This window comes from Stenotrophomonas sp. 14P6.2.3 (genome assembly GCF_057799055.1).
On the sequence record NZ_JBYOLA010000003.1, the window covers coordinates 240,099 to 255,012 of the forward strand.

General features: G+C 66.7%; 19 protein-coding genes. 13 read left to right on the forward strand and 6 right to left on the reverse strand.

The window, feature by feature from the left end; all coding sequences use genetic code 11:
* The 3 genes from AC27VL_RS04585 to AC27VL_RS04595 all read left to right on the forward strand — a co-directional run bounded on the left by AC27VL_RS04585 (position 1) and on the right by AC27VL_RS04595 (position 2,341).
* Positions 1 to 1,056, forward strand: a complete 1,056-nt coding sequence (locus AC27VL_RS04585) for an alpha/beta hydrolase (RefSeq protein ID WP_488765660.1) — start codon at positions 1 to 3, stop codon at positions 1,054 to 1,056.
* A 57-nt stretch (positions 1,057 to 1,113) separates the two neighbouring features.
* Positions 1,114 to 1,584, forward strand: a complete 471-nt coding sequence (locus tag AC27VL_RS04590) for a (R)-mandelonitrile lyase (protein WP_100554062.1) — start codon at positions 1,114 to 1,116, stop codon at positions 1,582 to 1,584.
* Between the two features lie 94 nt (positions 1,585 to 1,678).
* Positions 1,679 to 2,341, forward strand: a complete 663-nt coding sequence (locus AC27VL_RS04595) for a carboxymuconolactone decarboxylase family protein (RefSeq protein ID WP_223880006.1) — start codon at positions 1,679 to 1,681, stop codon at positions 2,339 to 2,341.
* A gap of 24 nt (positions 2,342 to 2,365) precedes the next feature.
* Here the strand turns inward: AC27VL_RS04595 and AC27VL_RS04600 are convergent, their stop codons facing one another.
* A complete protein-coding gene (locus AC27VL_RS04600; RefSeq protein WP_100551803.1) occupies positions 2,366 to 3,259 on the reverse strand; it encodes a LysR family transcriptional regulator in 894 nt (297 codons plus the stop codon).
* Positions 3,260 to 3,392: 133 nt separating this feature from the next.
* On the opposite strand from AC27VL_RS04600, the gene AC27VL_RS04605 reads away from it, so the two are divergent.
* Complete coding sequence (locus AC27VL_RS04605; protein WP_100551804.1) at positions 3,393 to 4,385, forward strand: aldo/keto reductase; 993 nt, start codon at positions 3,393 to 3,395, stop codon at positions 4,383 to 4,385.
* Between the two features lie 27 nt (positions 4,386 to 4,412).
* On the opposite strand, the gene arsB is transcribed toward AC27VL_RS04605, so the two are convergent.
* From arsB to AC27VL_RS04620, 3 genes are read right to left on the reverse strand one after another with little or no spacing between them, the layout of a single operon-like run.
* Positions 4,413 to 5,435, reverse strand: a complete 1,023-nt coding sequence (gene arsB / locus AC27VL_RS04610; RefSeq protein ID WP_488765701.1) for an ACR3 family arsenite efflux transporter — start codon at positions 5,433 to 5,435, stop codon at positions 4,413 to 4,415.
* Between the two features lie 14 nt (positions 5,436 to 5,449).
* Positions 5,450 to 5,956 (reverse strand): arsenate reductase ArsC, encoded by a 507-nt coding sequence (locus tag AC27VL_RS04615; RefSeq protein WP_488765661.1) that lies wholly within the window; start codon positions 5,954 to 5,956, stop codon positions 5,450 to 5,452.
* A gap of 15 nt (positions 5,957 to 5,971) precedes the next feature.
* Positions 5,972 to 6,301, reverse strand: coding sequence for an ArsR/SmtB family transcription factor (locus tag AC27VL_RS04620; protein WP_488765662.1), 330 nt, complete (start codon positions 6,299 to 6,301; stop codon positions 5,972 to 5,974).
* A 17-nt stretch (positions 6,302 to 6,318) separates the two neighbouring features.
* Here AC27VL_RS04620 and arsH point away from each other — a divergent pair, with 17 nt between their 5' ends.
* From arsH to AC27VL_RS04650, 6 genes are all read left to right on the forward strand, one after another.
* Positions 6,319 to 7,050, forward strand: coding sequence for an arsenical resistance protein ArsH (gene arsH, locus AC27VL_RS04625; protein ID WP_488765663.1), 732 nt, complete (start codon positions 6,319 to 6,321; stop codon positions 7,048 to 7,050).
* Between the two features lie 148 nt (positions 7,051 to 7,198).
* On the forward strand, positions 7,199 to 8,164 hold the full coding sequence (locus AC27VL_RS04630) for an AI-2E family transporter (protein ID WP_229979026.1): 966 nt from the start codon (positions 7,199 to 7,201) through the stop codon (positions 8,162 to 8,164).
* A 55-nt stretch (positions 8,165 to 8,219) separates the two neighbouring features.
* Positions 8,220 to 9,962 (forward strand): GGDEF domain-containing protein, encoded by a 1,743-nt coding sequence (locus AC27VL_RS04635; RefSeq protein ID WP_488765665.1) that lies wholly within the window; start codon positions 8,220 to 8,222, stop codon positions 9,960 to 9,962.
* A gap of 72 nt (positions 9,963 to 10,034) precedes the next feature.
* Positions 10,035 to 10,478, forward strand: a complete 444-nt coding sequence (locus tag AC27VL_RS04640) for a hypothetical protein (RefSeq protein ID WP_100551810.1) — start codon at positions 10,035 to 10,037, stop codon at positions 10,476 to 10,478.
* Between the two features lie 11 nt (positions 10,479 to 10,489).
* Positions 10,490 to 10,990, forward strand: coding sequence for a GNAT family N-acetyltransferase (locus tag AC27VL_RS04645; RefSeq protein ID WP_488765666.1), 501 nt, complete (start codon positions 10,490 to 10,492; stop codon positions 10,988 to 10,990).
* A 134-nt stretch (positions 10,991 to 11,124) separates the two neighbouring features.
* The gene (locus tag AC27VL_RS04650; protein ID WP_488765667.1) at positions 11,125 to 11,556 is read left to right on the forward strand and encodes a pyridoxamine 5'-phosphate oxidase family protein; all 432 of its coding nucleotides are present in this window, start codon (positions 11,125 to 11,127) and stop codon (positions 11,554 to 11,556) included.
* Positions 11,557 to 11,597: 41 nt separating this feature from the next.
* On the opposite strand, the gene AC27VL_RS04655 is transcribed toward AC27VL_RS04650, so the two are convergent.
* Positions 11,598 to 12,983, reverse strand: coding sequence for a DUF2867 domain-containing protein (locus tag AC27VL_RS04655; protein ID WP_488765668.1), 1,386 nt, complete (start codon positions 12,981 to 12,983; stop codon positions 11,598 to 11,600).
* An 11-nt stretch (positions 12,984 to 12,994) separates the two neighbouring features.
* Positions 12,995 to 13,306 carry a metalloregulator ArsR/SmtB family transcription factor gene (locus AC27VL_RS04660; RefSeq protein ID WP_089239470.1) on the reverse strand — a complete coding sequence of 104 codons (312 nt, stop codon included), beginning with the start codon at positions 13,304 to 13,306 and terminating at the stop codon, positions 12,995 to 12,997.
* Positions 13,307 to 13,437: 131 nt separating this feature from the next.
* On the opposite strand from AC27VL_RS04660, the gene AC27VL_RS04665 reads away from it, so the two are divergent.
* The 3 genes from AC27VL_RS04665 to AC27VL_RS04675 all read left to right on the forward strand — a co-directional run bounded on the left by AC27VL_RS04665 (position 13,438) and on the right by AC27VL_RS04675 (position 14,909).
* Positions 13,438 to 14,031, forward strand: a complete 594-nt coding sequence (locus tag AC27VL_RS04665; protein WP_165376517.1) for an NMCC_0638 family (lipo)protein — start codon at positions 13,438 to 13,440, stop codon at positions 14,029 to 14,031.
* A gap of 186 nt (positions 14,032 to 14,217) precedes the next feature.
* The gene (locus tag AC27VL_RS04670; RefSeq protein ID WP_205405121.1) at positions 14,218 to 14,685 is read left to right on the forward strand and encodes a DUF2975 domain-containing protein; all 468 of its coding nucleotides are present in this window, start codon (positions 14,218 to 14,220) and stop codon (positions 14,683 to 14,685) included.
* On the forward strand, positions 14,685 to 14,909 hold the full coding sequence (locus AC27VL_RS04675) for a helix-turn-helix domain-containing protein (protein ID WP_099819343.1): 225 nt from the start codon (positions 14,685 to 14,687) through the stop codon (positions 14,907 to 14,909). The genes AC27VL_RS04670 and AC27VL_RS04675 overlap by 1 nt, the downstream gene beginning before the upstream one ends.
* Positions 14,910 to 14,914 lie beyond the last annotated feature (5 nt).

Below are 14,914 nucleotides of genomic sequence, written 5' to 3' on the forward strand. Positions count from 1 at the left end.
ATGAAGCGAAATGCCCTCCACGCCACACTGCTGGCCATCGCGATAGGACTGGCCGCAGGCAACGCGCAGGCAGCCGATTACCGTGAGAACCCGTATACGTTGGCCTATGAAGGGGCCATCACCGGCAACGTCGTCGGTGAGGTGAACATCCATCCGGTGTCGTACACGCTCAATGGCCTGCAGATCGCCGCCAACGTCTACACGCCGCCTCACTACGCGCCCGGCAGGAAATACCCGGCAGTCGTGGTGGCGCACCCCAATGGCGGGGTCAAGGAACAGGTTGCAGGCCTGTACGCCCAGCGACTGGCCGCGGAGGGGTACATCACCATCACCGCCGATGCGGCCTACCAGGGGGCCAGCGGCGGTCAGCCACGCAACGTGGACAAGCCTGCCTTCCGCATCGAGGACATCCTCGGCATGGCGGACTACATCACCCGCTATCCGGGCGTCGACACCACGCGGCTGGGACTGCTGGGCATCTGCGGCGGAGGTGGCTACTCGCTGGCTGCGGCGCAGACCGACAAGCGCTTCAGGGCGGTGGCAACGATCAGCATGTTCAACTCGGGGCGTGTCCGCCGCAATGGTTATGTGGACTCGCAACTGCAGACGATCCAGCAGCGCCTTCAACAGGCATCCGCCGCACGCGCGCAGGAAGCTGCCGGTGGCCAAGTGCTGTACTCGGGCGACGCCAACCTGACCGATGAGCAGATCGCCAGCCTGCCTTTCGATCTCTACCGGCAGGGATATGAGTATTACTGGAAGACGCACGCTCATCCGGGCTCCACCTTCAAGTACACCACCAGCAGCCTGCTGGACCTGATGCGCTGGGATGCGACCGACCAGATCGAACTGATCGACCAGCCGCTGCTGATGATCGCCGGCAGCAAGGCCGACAGCCGCTACATGACCGAGGACGCGTTCGCCAAAGCGACAGGGACCAAAGACAAGGAGCTGTTCACCCTGGAAGGTGCCACCCACATCGAAACCTACTGGGTGCCGCGGCATGTGGATGCGGCGGTGGCCAAGCTGACGACTTTCTATGGACGCACGTTGTGATCGACCGTGCCCGTCCGGGCGGCGACAAACAGAACGATCTGCATTGAGGACTTCATGATGACCAGAACACTGTTGGGCATTGCACTGGGTGTCGCCGCGCCCTTGGCGCAGGGCGCCGAAGCAGACACGCAGCAGATCGTGCGTGGTGGCACGCAGGCTTCCACCGCAGGTCCAGCCGAGTACTTCACCGGCAAGGTCCGCGTTGATCCGTTGTTCCCGGCCGAAGCGGGCATTCCTGCATCGGCGGCCTATGTGACGTTCGACGCCGGCGCGCGATCGGCGTGGCATACGCATCCCGCCGGGCAACGGCTGGTGGTGGTGTCCGGTGTCGGCCTGACCCAGCAATGGGGCAAGCCGGTGCAGGAGATCCGACCGGGGGATGTGGTGGTCTGTCCGCCGGGAGTGAAGCACTGGCATGGCGCATCGGCGAGCAGTGCGATGACTCATCTGGCGGTGAGCGGCACGGTGGATGGCAAGACCGTGCACTGGATGGAGAAGGTCAGTGATGACGCTTACAACGCCCGTTAGCCGGCGACGATGCGGCTGGGTTGCTGCCGGCATCTGCATGGCGGCCCTGACCATGCCACATGCCTACGCCCATCCGCCGCAGGAGACACGCGCCATGAGCAACACCCACGCCGACGCACAGCAGCTATCGGCCCGACAGCAGTCCATCCCGTTGATTGCCGCTGCGATGGCCACCAGCAACATGCCCCGACTCGACATGGCGCTGAACCGTGGTCTGGATGCCGGCCTCACCGTCAGTGAAGCGAAGGAAATCCTGGTGCAGCTTTACGCCTATACCGGTTTCCCGCGCAGCCTCAACGCGCTGGCGGAACTGCTGCGCGTGACCGATGCCCGCAGGCAGCGTGGCATCGAGGACGCGCCCGGACATGAACCCAGTCGCGCCATTCCGGTAGGGAATGCATTGCTGGCCGCAGGTACCGCCAACCAGACGCGTATCTCCGGCGCACCGGTCACTGGCCCGGTGATGGAGTTCGCGCCGGTCATCAACCAGTACCTGCAGACGCACCTGTTCGGTGACATCTTCGAACGCGACAACCTGGACTGGCAGAGCCGCGAGCTGGCCACCGTCGGCGCATTGGCAGTCACGCCCGGGGTGGAAGCACAGCTGCGCTCACATGTTGCGGCCAGTCAGCGGGTTGGCCTGACCATCGCGCAGCTGCGCCAGGTTGCGCGGCTGCTGGCCGAAAGCGGAGAGGCCGCTGCGGCAGCGCGTGCCGATGCGGCCATTGACCAGAACGTCGCCGCTTCCACGCGTTGATGCTTGCCTGCGCTGCGGGCCGGATCAGCGTGCGTAACGCAGCGCATCGCGCAGCAGGGTGAAGGCCGGTGAGGACTGCCGGCGGCTTGGGTAGTACAGGTGATAGCCCGGGAAGGGCGGGCACCAGTCGGCCAGTACGCGAACCAAGGTGCCGGCCTCGATGTGTGCGTGCACCAGATCCTCGGGCATGTAGGCCAGGCCCAGCCCTTCCAGTGCGGCCTGCAGGCGCATGGCGATGTTGTTGAACACCAGCTGGCCTTCCACTCTCACCTTCAGTTCCTTGCCCTTCTTCTCGAACTCCCAGGCGAAGATGCCGCCGTGGGTGGGCAGCCGGATGGTGATGCAGTTGTGCCCGGTCAGGTCATGCGGCGATTTCGGTCTGGGGTGCCGCTGGAAATAGGCGGGCGAACCCACCACCGCCATCCGCAGCTGCGGACCGACCGGCATCGCGATCATGTCCCGTGCCACCTGTTCCCCCAGGCGGATGCCGGCGTCATAGCCCTCGGCGACGATGTCGGTCAGTCCGTAGTCCACGATCACTTCGATGTTCAGATCGGGATGGTCGGGCAGCAGCTTGCCCAGCACCGGTTGCATGACGGTGATCGCCGCGTGCTCGCCGGCGGTGATGCGCAGGCGGCCGGCGGGTTTGTCACGGAAGGCATTGAGCTGGGCAAGTTCGCTGTCGATTTCTTCGAATCGGGGCGCGATGACGCGCAGCAGCTGTTCTCCAGCTTCGGTCGGCGACACGCTGCGCGTGGTGCGGGCAAGCAGGCGCACGCCCAGGCGTTCTTCCAGTTGCCGCATGGACCGGCTCAATGCCGGCTGGGACATGCCCAGCTGGGCGGCGGCGCGGGTGAAGCTGCGCTCGCGCGCCACCAGCGCGAAGAGGGCCAGCTGATCGTAATGTTCGATCCCCATTGATGCGCACCAGATATAAGCGATATCCGATTATGCCTCTGCAAGACCAGGTGCGGGAGGCGTAGATTGCCGCCATGACGACTCGGCTGCCCGATGCTGGCCACCCCACGTACCGCTCGACAAGGAGCCAGACATGAAGACCCGGAAGCTTGGACAAGGCCTGGAGGTATCTGCCCTCGGGCTGGGCTGCATGGGCATGAGTTCAGCCTATGGGCTGGCCGCCGACAAGCGGGAGATGATCGCGCTCATCCGCACCGCGGTGGAACGCGGCGTCACCCACTTCGATACTGCTGAAGCCTACGGTCCCTTCGTCAATGAAGAACTCGTGGGCGAGGCGCTGGCGCCGCTGCGCGACCAGGTGGTCATCGCCACCAAGTTCGGCTTCGACATCGACCCTGCAACCGGTGCACGGGGCGGCGGCACCAACAGCCGGCCCGAGCACATCAAAGCCGTGGCCGAAGCCAGCCTGAAGCGGCTGCGCACGGATCGCGTCGACCTGTTCTACCAGCACCGGGTGGACCCGGCGGTGCCGATCGAAGAGGTCGCTGGCGCCGTCAAAGAACTGATCGCTGAAGGCAAGGTCAAGCATTTCGGGCTATCCGAGGCAGGCGTGCAGACCATCCGCCGGGCACACGCCGTGCAGGCAGTGACCGCGGTGCAGAGCGAGTACTCGCTGTTCTGGCGAGGCCCGGAAGATGAGCTGCTTTCCGTGCTGCAGGAGCTGCAGATCGGCTTCGTGCCGTTCAGTCCCCTGGGCGCGGGTTTCCTGACCGGCAGGATCGACGAGCACACCCGGTTCGACGCCACCGATTTCCGCACTGTCGTGCCACGTTTCTCTGCAGCGTCGCGCAGGGCGAACATGGCACTGGTCGACGTAGTGAAGACCGTGGCATCGGAGAAGGGCGCAACGCCGGCGCAGGTTGCATTGGCCTGGTTGCTTGCGCAGAAACCCTGGATCGCGCCGATTCCGGGGACGACGAAGCTGCATCGCCTGGAAGAAAATCTCGGTGCCGTTGAACTGGTGCTTGATGCGCAGGACCTGGCCCGTATCGATCAACAGCTTGCGGACATCCACCTCAGTGGCGAGCGGCTTCCCGAGGCAGCACTGAAGATGACCGGCCTGTAGTCCATGCAAGCACGGCGCGGCCCCGCCTCAGCGTCGCTCATACCAGCCGCGCGACGCATTGACGATGCGCACCACCGACAACATCACCGGCACTTCGATCAATACACCGACCACCGTCGCCAGCGCCGCACCGGAATGCACGCCGAACAGCCCCACGGCAGTGGCCACTGCCAGCTCGAAGAAGTTGCTGGCACCAATCAGCGCCGAAGGACCGGCCACGCAGTGGGCGACCCCCAGGCGTCGGTTGAGCAGGTAGGCCAGCCCTGAGTTGAAGTAGACCTGGATCAGGATCGGTACTGCCAGGATGGCGATGACCAGCGGCTGCCGCACGATCTGCTCGCCTTGGAAGCCGAACAGCAGCACCAGCGTCAGCAGCAACGCCAGCAGCGAGACCGGCCCCAGCTTTCGCAGCGCGGACTGCAGGCCGGCCTGCCCGCCGCGGGCCAGCAGCCAGCGCCGCAGCAGTACGGCCACCAGCACCGGCGCGATGATGTATAGCGACACCGACAGCAGCAGCGTGTCCGACGGCACGCTGATCGCCGACAGGCCCAGCAGCAGTGCCACCACCGGTGCATACGCCACCACCATGATCGCGTCGTTCAACGCCACCTGGCTGAGGGTGAAGTTGGCATCGCCGCGGCACAGGTTGCTCCATACGAACACCATGGCGGTGCAGGGCGCTGCCGCCAGCAGGATCAGACCGGCGATGTAGCTGTCGACCTGTGCGGCGGGCAGCGCATCGGCAAATACGTGGCGCAGGAAGAACCAGCCCAGCAGTGCCATCGAGAACGGCTTGACCGCCCAGTTGATGAACAACGTTACGCCGATGCCTTTCCAGTGCTGGCCAAGCTGACGCATCGCACTGAAATCAACCCGCAGCAGCATCGGGATGATCATCAGCCAGATCAGCACGGCGATGGGCAGGTTGACCTTGGCCACTTCCGCCGACGCCAGCGCAGCAAATGGCTGCGGCAGTGCGTGGCCAAGCAGGGTGCCGGCCACGATGCACAGCGCCACCCACAGCGTCAGGTAGCGCTCGAACAACCCCATCGGTGCCGGCGCGCTCACGCCTGGTCGTCCTCGGGTTGCACGAAACCAATGCGATCCAGCGCTTCTTTCAACTGCCCGCGGTCGGACCAAGTGGCAGCGGGCAATGCCAGCAGGGCCAGCAGCCGCGCCTTGACGATGGCGTGTGCCTGCACGAACGCGGCCGCCTTGTCATCCGCGCTGCCCTCGACGGCGGCCGGATCGGGCAAGCCCCAGTGCGTGCGCACGAAGTCGCCGAACACCACCGGGCACGCCTCGGCGGCTGCGGCATCGCAGACCGTGATCACCAGGTCCATCGGCGTGCCGTCAGCGAACTCGTCCCACGATTTGCTGCGCAGGCCTGCGGTGGCGATGCCCTCGGCCTGCAACTGCGCAAGGGCGAATGGATTGACCGCGCCTGCTGGTTGGCTGCCGGCGCTGAACACCTCGAAACGGTGGCCGGCCCACGCCCGCAGCGTGGCTTCGGCAAGAACACTGCGGGCGGAATTGCCCGTGCACAGGAACAGGACGCGTTGTGTGGTCACGAAGCGGATCTCCGGTCAGCAGGCGCAATCAGGGGACGCTGGGCTGCAGGCCGGGTCGGGCGAGCCTGCGCAGCAGTTATGGGTCAGGTAATCGATCAGGCCGGTCATGGCACTGAAGTTGGCGCGGTAGCAGACGTTGCGGCCCTGGCTCTCGCTCTCGACCAGCCCGGCCTGCAGCAGCTCCTTCAGGTGGAAGCTGAGCGTGGCCGGCGGCACCTGCAGGGCGGTGCCGATGTCGCCGGCCATGCGGCCGGCCGGGCCGGCTTCCACCAGCAGCCGGAAGGCGGCCAGGCGGGTGGCATGGCCAAGGGCGGTGAGGGCGGTGATTGCATTTTTCGTTTCCATATTTCTAGAATAGTCGAATGAATGAATCCATCGCAAGTCCCATCCTCCCGAATCTGGCCGAAGCCTCGCTTCCCCAGCCCGACCTGTCTCAACTGGGCACGGGCCGCACGCACCCGCCGCGGATCCTGCTGCTGTATGGCTCGCTGCGCCCGCAGTCGTTCAGCCGCAAGCTGGCGCTGGAGGCCGAGCACCTGCTGCGCCACCTCGGCTGCGAGACCCGGGTGTTCGATCCGCATACGTTGCCCATGCTCGACAGCGTCGGCGCCGATCACCCTGAAGTGCAGCGCCTGCGCGAGTGGTCGCAATGGTCCGAAGGCCAGGTCTGGATCAGCCCGGAGCGCCACGGCACGGTCACCGGCGTGTTCAAGAACCAGATCGACTGGCTGCCGCTGGAAGATGGCAGCGTGCGCCCGACGCAGGGCAGGACGCTGGCGGTGATGCAGGTCAGTGGCGGTTCGCAGTCGTTCAACACGGTCAACACGCTGCGCGTGCTGGGGCGCTGGATGCGCATGCTGACCATTCCCAACCAGTCTTCGGTGGCCAAGGCATGGCAGGAGTTCGACGAAAACGGGCGGATGAAACCCTCGGCGTACTACGACCGGGTGGTGGATGTGATGGAGGAGCTGGTCAAGTTCACCCTGCTCACGCGGGACCGTTCGGACTACCTGGTGGATCGCTACAGCGAGCGCAAGGGTGATCAGCAGGCGGCCGCACTTGCACGTTCGGCAGGGGCGGTGGTCGCACGTTGACGGCAGGCGGCGGCCGCAGGGATGCGCGCGTGCGCGGGCGCATCACCTCAATCCACTACCATGGGCCACCCCTCCAGGATGTGCCCCGATGTCCCTCGTCATCCCGACCCTGCCCAAGCCTCCCGCCGCACGCATCGCCGCCTGGTTGATGATGCTGCTGGGCATGTGGCTGGCACTGAAGCTTGGCCTGGTGGTGACCCTGCTGTCGGGCCTGCTGGTGTTCCAGCTGACCCATGTGCTGGCCTCCACCGTGGAAGGCAAACTGCGTCCCGGGCGGGCACGGGCGATCGCGGTGATCGTGCTGTCGGCGGTGATCATCAGCGCATTGGTGCTGGCAGGTATCGGCGTGGCCTCGTTCTTCCGCAACGAGACCGGTGGCCCTGACGTGTTGCTGGCACGGTTGATGGACATCCTCAACACCTCCCGGCACCAGGTGCCGGCCCTGCTGCAGCCCTACATCCCTGAAGACCTGACGGCGCTGCGCGCGGCCGTCAACGAATGGGCCGCCGAGCACCAGCGCCAGCTGGGCGTGGCCGGCACGTCGGTGGTGCAGGTGGGGGTGCGCGTGCTGATCGGCATGGTGCTGGGCGCGATGATCGCGCTGTACGACGAACTGCCGCTGCCGAAGATGGGCCCGCTGGCGCAGGAACTGATCGGCCGTACCAGCCGCCTGGCCACCGCGTTCCGCCAGGTGGTATTTGCCCAGGTCAAGATCTCGCTGCTCAACACCGTGTTCACCGCCATCTTCCTGCTGGGCGTGCTGCCGCTGTTCGGCGTGCACCTGCCACTGTCGAAGACGCTGGTGCTGATCACCTTCATCGCCGGCTTGCTGCCGGTGGTGGGCAACATCATCTCCAACACCATCATCACCATCGTCGCGTTGTCGGTATCGTTCTACGTGGCCGTGGCTGCGCTGCTGTACCTGGTGGTGATCCACAAGCTGGAGTACTTCCTCAACGCACGCATCGTCGGCGGCGAGATCCAGGCGCGCGCCTGGGAGCTGCTGCTGGCCATGCTGGTGATGGAAGCGGCGTTCGGCCTGCCTGGGCTGGTGGCCGCGCCGGTGTTCTACGCCTACGTGAAGCGCGAACTGGTGGACCAGCGCTGGATTTGACCCACCGTTACGCGAGCGCAGCGCTACACTGATCCGCACGCCAGGGGATACATCGATGGGCCGCAGGGCATCGCCAAACGGACTGCAGACCTGGCTCTGGATCCTCGCAGGCCTGTTCGTGCTGTGCACGCTGCCGCTGATGGTCATTGCGCTGGTGCAGGGTACGCAGCGCTATACCGAAGCCGAGGCCAACCTGGTCAGCCTGCGGCAGCTGAGGCAGACCTTCGAGCTGGCCAATCTTGTATCGGCGGAGCGTGGGCCAGCCAACAGCCTGCTCGGCGCCGACAGCACCGATGCGCAGGAGCAGCGCCGGTTGGCTGCACAGCTGGTGGTCGCCCGGCAGCGGGTGGACGCAGCGACGCAGCACCTGCAGAGCGTGTTCCAGACCGACCCGCGGGTGGTGGACGAAACACCACGCCTGCATGAAGCGCAGCGGCGGCTGCAGACCGCGCGCGCTGCGGTGGACCGCGTCGCCGCACTGCCCAGAGGCGAGCGCTCGGCAGAGGAGGTGGAGCACGCGATCAACAGCATGTTCGCGGTGTACGACCGGCTGCAGGCGCTGACGTCGGTGCAGATCAGCGACCTGGTCGCGGCTGATCGCGAAGCCGCGATTCCTGCCATGCAGGGGCAGATCCTGATCGACCTGCGCGAGCACGGTGGCCGCTTGGCATCCAACGTGATGGTGCCGCTGGCGGTGCCCGGCGCGTGGCGGGAGCCACAGGTGCGCGCTGCGCAGCAGACCCAGGGCCGCCTGCTGGAGCTGTGGCAGTTGGCGGCCAGCCACGAGTCTGTATTCCGCAGCGAGCCGACGCTGTCCTGGCATTGGGACATGGCGCGCCGGCAGTTCTTCGGCCAGTCGCTGCCGATGGTGGAACAGCTGATCGAAGATGGCCGGCGTGGGGTGCCGCCACCCTGGACGGCGGCCGAGTTCACCGCGCGCTACGTGCCCACCCTGCAATCGCTGGAAGCGCTGCGCGATGGATACCTCGGCGTTTCGATCGCGCGCTTCGAGCACACCCGCAACAAGGAAGCGGTACGCCTGGCCGTGCTGGCCGCCACGGTGCTGGGGACGTTGCTGCTGCTTGCGCTGGCCCTGCGCATCGCCCACGTGCAGATCCTGCGGCCGTTGCTGCAGGCGCAGGCGCAGGTGATCCAGATCGCCTCGGATACGCCGGGTACCGAGCAGCATGCCACCCACCCGATGGCGGAAATGCAGCGCCTGTTCGATGCCATCGAGGTACTGCGGGCGAAGTCGCATCAGCGTTCGGCGTTGACCCGTGAACTGCGTGAGCTGGCCGATACCGATCAGCTGACCGGCCTGTTGAACCGGCGCTCGCTGGAGGGACTGGTACGACAGCGGCATGCCGATGGAAGCACGCAGGCGGTGGTGATTCTGCTGGACGTTGATCATTTCAAGTCGATCAACGATGGGCAGGGCCATGCGGCCGGCGACGATGTGCTGGTGCAGGTGGCGCAGCTGCTGCGCCGCCACCTGCGCCGCAACGACAGCGTCGCCCGTTACGGCGGCGAGGAATTCCTGGTGCTGCTGGCCGAAGGCGATCTGGCCAGTGGCCGGCAGCTGGCCGAGTCGCTGCGGGTGGCACTGCGCGGCAAGGACATCGTGCTGGGCAGTGGCGAGATCCTGCGGGTCACCGCCAGCTTCGGCGTTGCCCAGGGCACGCTTGACCCGATCGGCTGGCACGCGCTGGTACGCGCCGCCGACACCGCCATGTACGCGGCCAAAGCGCTGGGCCGCGACCGGGTGCAGGTGGCTACGGGTGGGCGTGCAGCACGCTGAGGGTAGCCTTGTTCATCGCCAGCGCACGCGCTTCTGCCTAGACTGGTCGCTCGTCTGCCGGAGGAGTACGCCATGACTCTGCGTTCCGTTGTGACTGCCACGCTGGTGGCGGGCCTGTTCGCTGGCTGCGCCAGCAGTGCACCGCAAGCCGATGCGGGCGCCGATGCACCGCGTCATCCTTCGATCGCCGCGGATGCCAGCCCGGTACCAGCCTTCACCGGCGGTGGTGAAGGCTGGTCCATCGAGATCGCCTCCACCGGCAAGGGTAACCACGATGCCACGCTCACCATCGCCGGCCGCAACAGCACCGGTACGCTGCGCTACCTCGGCCAGCCGGCCGGTGCGCCCAGTTCGTTGACAGTACTCAACGGTGAGCTGGGCAAGCAGCCCACCATCGTCGAGATCAAGCGCGAGCCTTGCCGCAATGCCGAAGGCGTGGATACATCGGCCAGCGTGCAGGTGACGGTTGAAGGCCAGCCACAGCGCCGCGGGTGCGGCTTCCTGGCCGTGTACTGACCGATACACGCATGATCGACATTCCGCTGCTGGAAACCCCCCGCCTGCGCCTGCGCGCGCAACGCCTGGACGACTTCCCCGTGTATGCCGCATTCCTGGCCTCGCCCCGCGCGCGCGGCATGGGCGGGCCATTTGGTGAGGTTGCCGCGTGGGGACAGTTCTGCCACGACCTGGCCAGCTGGCATCTGTTCGGGCACGGCGCGCTGATGATCGAGCGCCGCGATACGGGCGAGTGCATCGGCCAGGTTGGCATCAACCATGGCCCGCTGTTCCCGGAACAGGAACTGGGCTGGCTGCTGTATGCCGGGCAGGAAGGGCAGGGTTTCGCCAGCGAAGCCGCCGCGGCGCTGCGTGATTGGGCGTTCGTGGTACGTGGCCTGCCGACCCTGGTCAGCTACATGGCAGCGGACAACCACGCTTCGCAGGCTGTGGCGGTTCGCCTTGGCGGTGTGCTGGACGGGGCGGCGGTGCGCAGCGATCCGGACGATCTGGTGTTCCGCTATCCGCGTTGACGCTCGAGTGTCACTGCAGCGCGAGCGCAGAAACACCGCCCGGCTCGCAGCGTGAAGAAACCGGCCGCAGTCATCCACGCCTCGGTCACCGCACTGGGCAGACGCTGGGCGCCCACCTGTCGAAGGAACTGCGCATGACCACGCTCACCCTGCCCGAACTGGCCAAGAAGATGGCCGGCATTGATTTCACCATGCTGCAGACCCATGCCGGTGGCCAGATCGCCGGCCGCCCGATGAGCAACAACGGCGATGTGGACTACGACGGCGACAGCTGGTTCTTCACCATGGAAAGCACCGACATGGTGCGCGAGATCAGCGCCGACCCGAACGTGGCGCTGGGTCTTACCGGCAGCAAGTCGCTGCTGGGCAAGCCGCCGCTGTTCGTGCACGTGCAGGGCAGGGCAGCGTTGATCCGCGATCGCGGCACGATGGCCCAGCATTGGGTGAAGGACCTGGAGCGGTGGTTCGAACAGGGCGTGGACACGCCGGGGCTGGTGCTGATCCACGTGCACGCCAGCCGCATCCACTACTGGGATGGCGAGGACGAGGGCGAAATCGTGGTCTGATCGCGGAACCCGCACAGGGCCCCGTGCCTTGCGTCCATGGGTCAGGAGTGCGCAGGCTCGCCGGACCACGCTGCCAGTTCCGGCGCCAGCGCATGTTCCACTGCGCGGCGCAGCAGTGCCGGGGCCACGTAATGGCGATGCGCGCTGTCGATCATCGCCATGTAGAAGCGGCCAAACGCATTGAGCGTCTGCACACGCGAACCCAGGCTGATCTCGACCTGGCCATCCTCGCCGAACTGCACGCGCACGCTGCTGCGGAAGCGAAGATGGCGGTCATCGGCACCGAGCAGCACTTCGGCACACCGGTCTTCCGCATCCACCTGCGCATCCAGTACCGGGAAACGACCACCGAAGACGCGGCTGCGGTCGCTGGACAGCAGTGACGACACCGGACAGCCCAGCGGGGAGGTGCGCAGGCGCAGCGGCGCAACCAAGCGATTGCGCAGGGCCATCAAGCGGCCGACGCCGGCTGGCGGGTTGCGCAGGAATCCGTCCAGTACGTCGGCCAGCAGTGCGGAGGCGGAGCGGTGGCCGGTCTGCCCGCCGTGCAGCGCCAGCGTGGTCGTGTCGTTGTAGTGACTGTGCGGCAGTGCGCTGGCGAGCATCCCCTGCGTGGGCGCCGCGCTGCTGCAGACCGGGTACGCCGGCGTCGCCCGTTCCACGAATCCGCGCAGTGGCTCCAGGCTGAGGCGGCGCAGCGGCCCGAGCAACGTGCGCGTCTGCGCGCACAGGCGCGCGCGCAGGCTGGGTGCTGCCGCCTGCAGTGACAACTGCAGCAACGGTGTGGCCGCCAGCGTGGTTGCGGTGGGCCAATGCGCGGCAGGCAGCACGTCGGTCAGGCTGGGAATGTCTGCGGCGTTGGCCTGTGCCTGTACGCGTGCGTGCTCGCTCATGGCCCCGGCCAGCTCATTGCTGTGGCACGAAAGCGCGAACAGCGCAGGGTGCGCCGGACTGTTCGAGGCGAACTGGTGCCAGGTACCGCCACCGAAGCGCACGGTGAACAAGCAATCCGGTGGGATGCGGACACGACGCAGTGACCGCAGGAAGTGTGCGGGATCGTCCGCCAGCTGCCCATCGGACGCGCTGGCAAACCGTAGTTCGGCACCCGCACTGCCGGCGATGGCGGTGAACATGCGCGGCCCGGCATGGCGATGGAAGGGATGGCCACCGGCACCCACCACGAAGCTGTACAGCGACGACGCATCGCCGTGCTGCAGGTGCATGCCACCCAGCCGCGCTGAAGGCTCGTCCAGTGCATCGATGAAAGCGGGGTGGTGGCGCTGGCGCTGGCTGGCATCGCTCACCAGCGCATCGCCGGCACCGATGCCGAGCTGCGCGATCAGGGTGACTTCCACCGGGCCACCGCCGTCCTGTGCCGGAAGCTGGATACTCGGGAACGAACGGCTGGTGCGGGTCGAACCGGGCATCGCAGTGCTCCTCAGCGGGCGGGTGTCTTGCGGCGTGCGCGCGCTTCGCGCTTCAGCGGGCCACCGACCGGACAGACTTCGGCGGCCCAGGAAAACAGCGTGTTGGCCAGGCGCTCGGGCACCTGCCGGAAGTACACGAACTGGCCGCGCTTCTCGCGTTCGATCAGGCCGGCGTCTTCCAGGATGCGCAGGTGGCTGGACAGTGCCGGCTTGCTGAAATCGAAGCGCTCGGCCAGCTCGCCCGCGCTGAGCTCGCCGGCGCTGAGGTAGGCCAGGATCTGCCGGCGTGCGGTGGAGGCCAGGGCTTCGAAGATGCGGTCCATGGGGTTAGTTAACTAATTCGTTAACTGATGTTCTCCCTGCGGCTGGGTGATGTCAAGCGCGGGCGTGCCCGTTGCGTTCTGCCACCCGGCTTTGCCATCCTCCCCGCTGTTTTCCGTTCCCTGGAGTTGCAATGCGCCCTGCGCCCTGGCTGATGGCTGGCCTGCTGCTGCCGATCGTGGTGATGGCCCAGCCCGCGCGTGCGCCGAAGGCACCGGCGCAGGATCCCTTCAGCGAACTGTTCGACACCGCCTGCATGCAGCACATCGGCGCACCGGCGCGCCTGCAGTCGCTGATGGATGCCAACGGCCTGACCCCGCTGCAACCGGCCGAGGCGGCCACGCTGCTGCAGGGCCAGCCGGGCATGGCGTGGATGGTGCCGTTGGCCAGTGGCCGCTATGCGGTCAGCTGGGCCGACGATGGCACCTGTACCGTGTATGCCGAGAAGGCCGACCCGGCAGTGGTGCAGAAGGGCTTCGCGCGGCTGATGCAGGCCGCGCCGAAACCGCTGCAGATCCGCTCGCTGCCCTCGCGCGGTCCATTGTCCGGCGACCAGGTGGCGATCCAGTACGGCTGGGCAACGCCGGGCGAGAGCAAGCTGCGGGTGCGCTTCCGGCTGGTTACCCGGCAGGCCGCTGAAGCGGGGGTGCAGGCGATGGCCTCGGCCACGCCGGGCGAAGCGATGCGCGAACAGGCCGCGCCGCCTGCATCCGCACCCGCCCGGTAACGGCGCCGGAGCGGAAGCGATTCAGCCAACAGCCCCCGGATGTGATATATCGTTTATCGATAAATACACCCCGGGGCGGCAGGGCCGCTCCACATCGGAGGCTGCTTGACCGTTCGTCCTGCCCGCGCCACTCCTGCGCGCGGCTTGTTCACCCTGGCCCAGACCGCCGTGCAGGCAGTGCGTGCGATGTGCTGGCTGGGCATCCTGGCCGCGCTGCTGGCGGTGCCGCTGGTGGCCTACGACCGCAGCTGGCTGCTGGACAGCGTGCACGATGCGCAGGCGGCGGCCATACACGGTTCGCATCTGTTCCTGCACTTCTGCGTGGGCCTGGCCGCCATCGTCGCGCTGCTGGTGCTGTGCCTGGTGTTCCTGCGCCACCTGGCGCGGCTGCTGCGGTCTGCGGCCAACGAACGCCCCTTCACCCATGCCAATGCCGTGCGCCTGCAACGCATGGCCTGGCTGATGCTGGCGATGGAGGTGCTGTCGATCGTGATCGGGCTCTACGCCAGCTGGATGGGGCCGGACTTCGCCTGGATGGAGGTGGGCGGTGGCATGTCGATCACCGGCCTGGTCGCAGTGCTGATGCTGTTCGTGCTGGCGCGGGTGTTCACCGTCGGCGCAGCGATGCGCGACGATCTGGACGGTGTGATCTGATGGCGATCGTCATCACTCTGGACCGCATGCTGCAGCAACGCGGCATGACCCTGTCCGAGCTGGCCGGTCGCATCGACATCACCCTGGCCAACCTGTCGATCCTGAAGACCGGCAAGGCGCGTGCGATCCGCTTTTCCACGCTCGATGCGATCTGCCGCGAACTGCAATGCAGCCCCGGCGACCTGCTCGGGCATGACCCGACGCAGGCGCAGGATGCGGATTGAACTTC

Excerpts from the sequence above, each read along its gene's own strand:
- AC27VL_RS04585 (WP_488765660.1), top strand. The coding sequence starts at position 1 with ATGAAGCGAAATGCCCTCCACGCCACACTGCTGGCCATCGCGATAGGA.
- AC27VL_RS04590 (WP_100554062.1), top strand. The coding sequence starts at position 1,114 with ATGACCAGAACACTGTTGGGCATTGCACTGGGTGTCGCCGCGCCCTTG.
- AC27VL_RS04595 (WP_223880006.1), top strand. The coding sequence starts at position 1,679 with ATGAGCAACACCCACGCCGACGCACAGCAGCTATCGGCCCGACAGCAG.
- AC27VL_RS04600 (WP_100551803.1), bottom strand. The coding sequence starts at position 3,259 with ATGGGGATCGAACATTACGATCAGCTGGCCCTCTTCGCGCTGGTGGCG.
- AC27VL_RS04605 (WP_100551804.1), top strand. The coding sequence starts at position 3,393 with ATGAAGACCCGGAAGCTTGGACAAGGCCTGGAGGTATCTGCCCTCGGG.
- arsB (WP_488765701.1), bottom strand. The coding sequence starts at position 5,435 with ATGGGGTTGTTCGAGCGCTACCTGACGCTGTGGGTGGCGCTGTGCATC.
- AC27VL_RS04620 (WP_488765662.1), bottom strand. The coding sequence starts at position 6,301 with ATGGAAACGAAAAATGCAATCACCGCCCTCACCGCCCTTGGCCATGCC.
- arsH (WP_488765663.1), top strand. The coding sequence starts at position 6,319 with ATGAATGAATCCATCGCAAGTCCCATCCTCCCGAATCTGGCCGAAGCC.
- AC27VL_RS04630 (WP_229979026.1), top strand. The coding sequence starts at position 7,199 with ATGATGCTGCTGGGCATGTGGCTGGCACTGAAGCTTGGCCTGGTGGTG.
- AC27VL_RS04635 (WP_488765665.1), top strand. The coding sequence starts at position 8,220 with ATGGGCCGCAGGGCATCGCCAAACGGACTGCAGACCTGGCTCTGGATC.
- AC27VL_RS04640 (WP_100551810.1), top strand. The coding sequence starts at position 10,035 with ATGACTCTGCGTTCCGTTGTGACTGCCACGCTGGTGGCGGGCCTGTTC.
- AC27VL_RS04645 (WP_488765666.1), top strand. The coding sequence starts at position 10,490 with ATGATCGACATTCCGCTGCTGGAAACCCCCCGCCTGCGCCTGCGCGCG.
- AC27VL_RS04650 (WP_488765667.1), top strand. The coding sequence starts at position 11,125 with ATGACCACGCTCACCCTGCCCGAACTGGCCAAGAAGATGGCCGGCATT.
- AC27VL_RS04655 (WP_488765668.1), bottom strand. The coding sequence starts at position 12,983 with ATGCCCGGTTCGACCCGCACCAGCCGTTCGTTCCCGAGTATCCAGCTT.
- AC27VL_RS04660 (WP_089239470.1), bottom strand. The coding sequence starts at position 13,306 with ATGGACCGCATCTTCGAAGCCCTGGCCTCCACCGCACGCCGGCAGATC.
- AC27VL_RS04665 (WP_165376517.1), top strand. The coding sequence starts at position 13,438 with ATGCGCCCTGCGCCCTGGCTGATGGCTGGCCTGCTGCTGCCGATCGTG.
- AC27VL_RS04670 (WP_205405121.1), top strand. The coding sequence starts at position 14,218 with ATGTGCTGGCTGGGCATCCTGGCCGCGCTGCTGGCGGTGCCGCTGGTG.
- AC27VL_RS04675 (WP_099819343.1), top strand. The coding sequence starts at position 14,685 with ATGGCGATCGTCATCACTCTGGACCGCATGCTGCAGCAACGCGGCATG.